Source organism: Streptomyces sp. Root1310 (assembly GCF_001426425.1).
Taxonomy (GTDB): Bacteria; Actinomycetota; Actinomycetes; order Streptomycetales; family Streptomycetaceae; genus Streptomyces.
Genome location: NZ_LMEQ01000024.1, coordinates 1 through 5396 on the forward strand (window position 1 = coordinate 1; position 5396 = coordinate 5396).

Here is a 5396-nt window from a genome sequence, read left to right on the forward strand (position 1 = left end):
GCGGTGCAGGCGGGTGAGGCGGAGGTCGTTGCCGCTCTTGAGGGTTTCGCCGATCGTGTGGCGGTTGCCGCGGTCAATGGTCCGTCGTCGGTGGTGGTCTCCGGTGAGGCGGAGGCTGTGGAGCAGGTGGTCGCGCGGCTGGGGGAGGTGAAGTCCCGTCGTCTGCGGGTCAGTCACGCGTTCCATTCGCCGTTGATGGAGCCGATGCTGGCGGACTTCCGGGAGGTCGTCGAGCAGGTCACCTTTCAGGAGCCAACTGTCCCCGTCGTCTCCAATGTGTCCGGTCGATTCGCGGAGCCGGGTGAGCTGACCACGCCCGACTACTGGGTTCGGCATGTGCGCGAGGCGGTCCGTTTCGGTGACGGTGTCGGCGCGCTGGCCGCTGACGGTGTGGGTGTGCTGGTGGAGGTCGGTCCGGACAGCGTTCTGACCGCGCTGGCCCGGGAGTCCTTCGACGGCGGGGACGGTCTGCGGGCGGTTCCGCTGCTGCGCAAGGACCGACCCGAGCCGGAGACCCTGCTGACCGGGGTCGCGCAGGCGTTCACGCACGGTGTCGAGGTCGACTGGTCGGCCATGCTGCCGGGTGGGCGTCCCGTCGAGTTGCCCACCTACGCCTTCCAGCGCCGGCGCTACTGGCTGGAGGACGCCGACTCCGCCGGTGGTGATCCGGCAGCCTTGGGGCTGACCGCCGCGGATCATCCTCTCCTCGGGGCGGCCGTCCTCCTGGCAGGGGACCAGGGAGCGCTCCTGACCGGACACCTGTCGGTGCGTACCCAGCCCTGGCTGGCGGATCACGCGGTGGCCGGGACGGTGCTGCTGCCGGGCACGGGTTTCGTGGAGCTGGCGATCCGGGCCGGGGACGAGGTGGGCTGCGGACGCCTGGAGGAACTCACCCTGGAAGCACCGCTGGTGATACCCGAGGGCGGTGGCGTCCCGGTGCAGGTTCGGGTCGGTCCCGAGGAGGTACCCGGCCGACGCCCGGTGACGGTTCACTCGTCGGCAGCCGAGGGCGAGGAGTGGGTGCGGCACGCCGGCGGTGTGCTCACGGCCGACACGGCCGACACGGCTGACGCGTCCGAGGAGGCCTCCGGCCTGACGTCCTGGCCCCCGGCCGACGCCGAACCCGTCGACCTCGAGGGCTTCTACGAGCGTCTGAGCACGTCGGGCTACGGATACGGCCCCGCCTTCCGGAGTCTCCGGGCGGCCTGGCGGCGCGGCGACGAGATCTTCGCCGAGGTGACACTGCCCGAGCAGCAGGACGTGTCCGGGTTCGGTGTTCACCCCGCGCTGCTCGACGCCGCCCTGCACGCTGTGATGGCCACCGGTGACGGTCACGAGGGCATCCGGCTGCCGTTCTCCTGGAGCGGGGTGTCACTGTTCGCGGCGGGCGCCTCGAACGTGCGTGTGCGGTTGGCTCCCGCGGGACCCGACGCGGTGTCCGTGGAGGTCGCGGACGCCAAGGGGCAGCCGGTGGTGTCCGTGGACGCCCTGGTGTCGCGGGAGGTTCAGGCGGATCAGCTCCCACGCGACCAGCGCGCACGGGACAAGGACCAGGGCGGACTGTTCGCGTTGGAATGGACGCCCGCTCCCGTCGTGGACGCCCCGCCCGCCCACTGGACGCCGCTCGGCGCCGACGAACACCAAGTGGTCGAGAAGCAGGCCGAGTTCGTCGTCCTGCCATGGACGCCCCCGACGGACGCGGATGATCTGCCCGGAGCGGTCCGCGAGGTCACCGGGCAGGTGCTCGAAGCGGTACGCCGGTGGCTCTCGGACGAGTACCAGGACCAGCACCAGGACCAGGACCAGGACCAGAATCAAGATCAGAATCAGGGCCAACCCCAGGATGGCGCCTCGGCCGCGTCCAAGCTGGTCGTCGTCACCCACGGGGCCGTGAGCGCCGGCCCCGACGACCCCGTACCCGACCTCGCGCACGCGGCCGTATGGGGGCTGGTGCGCTCGGCGCAGTCGGAACATCCGGGCCGGTTCGTACTGGTCGACATCGATGAACGGGACGACTGGCAGAGCGTGTTGGGCTCGGCGCTGCGCCGGGACGAGCCGCAGATGGTCGTGCGCGGCGGCACCGTGCTGACACCCCGCCTGGTCGGCGTCGCACCCGAGGAGGACCCGAACTCGGCGAAGGAGTGGAATTGGGATCCCGACGGAACCGTGGTGATCACCGGCGGTACGGGGGCCCTCGGCCGGCTGCTCGCTCGGAGGCTGGTGAAGGATCGCGGCATGCGACGGCTGGTGCTCGCCAGCCGGAGCGGTCCCGAGGCCGACAGCGCGACGGAATTGCGGGAGGAACTGGAGAGTGAGGGTGCCCGCGTCTCGGTCGTCGCCTGCGACGTGACCGACCCGGACGCCGTGGCCGAACTGATCGCGAAGGTCCCGGAAGAGCATCCGCTGACGGCCGTCGTGCACACGGCGGGTGTCCTGGACGACGGTGTGATCGAGACGCTCACGCGCGACCGGCTCGACGTCGTACTGCGAGCGAAGACCGACGCCGCGGTGCACCTGCACCGGGCGACGCGTGATCTCCCGCTCGTCGACCTCGTCCTGTTCTCGTCCGTCGCCGGCGTCCTGGGCGCCCCCGGGCAGGCCAACTACGCAGCCGCGAACACCTTCCTGGACGCGCTCGCCCAGCACCGCAGGGCGCAGGGTCTGCCGGCGGTGTCCCTGGCCTGGGGGCTGTGGGCGCAGGACGGCGGCATGGCCGGGGAGCTGGCGGGCGAGAACCTGGAGCGCGTCGCCCGCACCGGCCTGGATCCGCTCACCCCCGAGCAAGGCCTCGACCTCTTCGAGACGGTCGTCCGTACGAACCGTGCCACGGGCCGGGCACTCGCCATCCCGCTGCGCCTGAACACGGGCGTGCTGCGAGCGCGCGGAGACTCCGCCGGGCTGCCGGTCCTGCTGCGGGGCCTGGTGAGCGGCCCGGTCAGGCGTACGGCGCACTCCACCGGCGCGACCGGTGGGATCGGCACGGAGGTGTCCCTCGCACACCGGCTGGAAGGCATCCCGGAGAGCGAGCAGGAGCGCGTCGTACTGGATCTCGTACGCGAGCACGTGGCCTCGGTGCTGGGGCACCCCTCGGTGACCGGCATCAACCCGGAGCAGGCGTTCCAGGACCTCGGCTTCGACTCGCTCACCGCGGTCGAACTGCGCAACCGGCTCGGCGCGGCCACCGGCCTGCGGCTCCCCGCGACCGCGGTGTTCGACCATCCGTCACCGGCCGCGCTGGGCCGGTACGTGCGGGCGCGGGTCGCCCCCGCACCCGCCGACCCCACGACCCGGCTCCTCACCGACCTCGACCGGTTCGAGGCGGAACTGCTCGGGACGACCCCGGACGACGACGACTCCGTACGCATCACGAACCGCCTGCGCGCGGTGCTCTCGAAGTGGACCGAGCAGCGCCGACGCGTGGACGCGAGCGACCAGGACCAGACGGACCGGAGCGCGGTGGGCGACCACCTCGCGACGGCGACCGCCGAAGAGATCTTCGACTTCATCGACCGCGGGCTCGGCCGCAAGAAGGGCGACAGCTAGAGATGGCCAGTGACGAGAAGCTTGTCGAGTACCTCAAGTGGGTCACGGCCGATCTGCACGAGACCCGCGAACGGCTGCAGGAACTCGAGTCCGGCAGCCGGGAACCCATCGCGATCATCGGCATGAGCTGCCGCTACCCCGGTGACGTGCGGTCCCCCGAGGAGCTGTGGGAGCTCGTGCGGACCGGTACCGACGCGGTGTCGGACTTCCCAGGCAACCGCGGCTGGGACGTCGAGGGGCTCTACGACCCGGATCCCGAGCGGCGCGGAAAGCTCTACGCACGCGAGGGCGGATTCCTGCACGACGCGGACCGCTTCGACGCCGGCTTCTTCGGCATCAGCCCGCGCGAGGCGACCGCGATCGACCCGCAGCAACGGCTGCTGCTGGAGACCTCCTGGGAGGCCTTCGAACGGGCCGGGATCGCACCCGACTCCCTGCGCGGCACCCGGACCGGCGTTTTCACGGGAGTCATGTACGACGACTACGGCGTACGCATGCGGCCCATGCCCGAGGCCTTCGAGGGCCTCCTCGGCAGCGGCAGCGCGGGCAGCGTGGCCTCCGGTCGGGTCGCCTACACCTTCGGCCTCGAGGGGCCCGCGGTGACGGTGGACACGGCGTGCTCGTCGTCCCTGGTGGCGATGCACCTCGCGAGCCAGGCACTGCGGGACGGTGAGTGCTCGCTGGCGCTCGCGGGCGGCGTCGCGCTGATGGCCACCCCCACGATCTTCATCGAGTTCAGCCGTCAGCGGGGACTGGCCCGCGACGGCCGCTGCAAGCCCTTCTCCGACGCGGCCGACGGCACCGGCTGGGGCGAAGGCGTCGGTGTCCTCCTGCTGGAGCGCCTGTCGGACGCCCGCCGCAACGGGCATCGGATCCTCGCGGTCCTGCGGGGCAGCGCGGTGAACCAGGACGGCGCGAGCAACGGCCTCACGGCACCCAACGGCCCGTCCCAGCAACGCGTCATCGAGACTGCCCTGGCCAACGCGCAGCTGTCGACGAACGACGTCGACGCCGTGGAGGCCCATGGCACGGGCACCTCCCTCGGGGACCCCATCGAGGCGCAGGCGCTGCTGGCCACCTATGGCCAGGGGCGTCCGGAAGAGCGGCCGTTGTGGCTCGGCTCGGTCAAGTCGAACATCGCGCACACGCAGGCCGCGGCGGGTGTTGCCGGCGTCATCAAGATGGTGATGGCCCTGCGGCACGGGGTGCTGCCGAAGACCCTGCATGTGGACGCTCCCTCGGCGCACGTGGACTGGGCTGCGGGCGCGGTGGAGTTGCTGACCGAATCCCGGGACTGGCCGCGGACCGACGGGCGTCCGCGGCGGGCCGGTGTGTCGTCGTTCGGGATCAGCGGGACGAACGCGCACGTGATCGTGGAAGAGGCGCCCGAGTCCTCTGCCGACGCGGTTGCCGAGTCGGGTGTCCGTGTCCCGGTTCCGGTGGTGCCGTGGGTGGTGTCGGCGCGCGGGGCCGACGGGCTGGCCGCCCAGGCCGAGCGGTTGGCCGGGTTCGTGGAAGAGCGGGCCGAGCTGGACCCGGTGGATGTGGGGTTCTCGCTGGCAGCCTCACGAGCGGTACTGGAGCGCCGGGCCGTGGTGATGGGTCAGGACCGGGATGGGCTGCGCGACGCCCTGCGGGCCCTGGCCGAGGGCTCGCCGAGTGCGGGTGTGGTGTCCGGGGTGGCTCGGGGACGGGCGCGGGTGGCGTTCGGGTTCTCGGGGCAGGGGGCGCAGCGGGTCGGGATGGGTGCCGAACTTGCCTCCGTCTATCCGGTGTTCGCGGAGGCTTTGGCGGAGGTCTCGGGTGCCTTGGGTCTGGATCCCGAGGTGTTCGGGGATGTGGATCGGTTGGGG

General features: G+C 71.8%; 3 protein-coding genes. 2 read left to right on the plus strand and 1 reads right to left on the minus strand.

The window, feature by feature from the left end; all coding sequences use genetic code 11:
- Positions 1-186 (minus strand): hypothetical protein (locus tag ASD48_RS45590; RefSeq protein ID WP_242432746.1); only part of this gene is annotated, 186 nt, incomplete at its 3' end.
- Here ASD48_RS45590 and ASD48_RS27205 point away from each other — a divergent pair.
- A complete protein-coding gene (locus ASD48_RS27205; RefSeq protein ID WP_242432745.1) occupies positions 94-3543 on the plus strand; it encodes an SDR family NAD(P)-dependent oxidoreductase in 3450 nt (1149 codons plus the stop codon). The two genes, ASD48_RS45590 and ASD48_RS27205, sit on opposite strands and share 93 nt — an antisense overlap.
- Positions 3544-3545: 2 nt before the next feature.
- Positions 3546-5396: type I polyketide synthase (locus ASD48_RS27210; RefSeq protein WP_199875983.1), on the plus strand; the 1851-nt coding region annotated here is incomplete at its 3' end.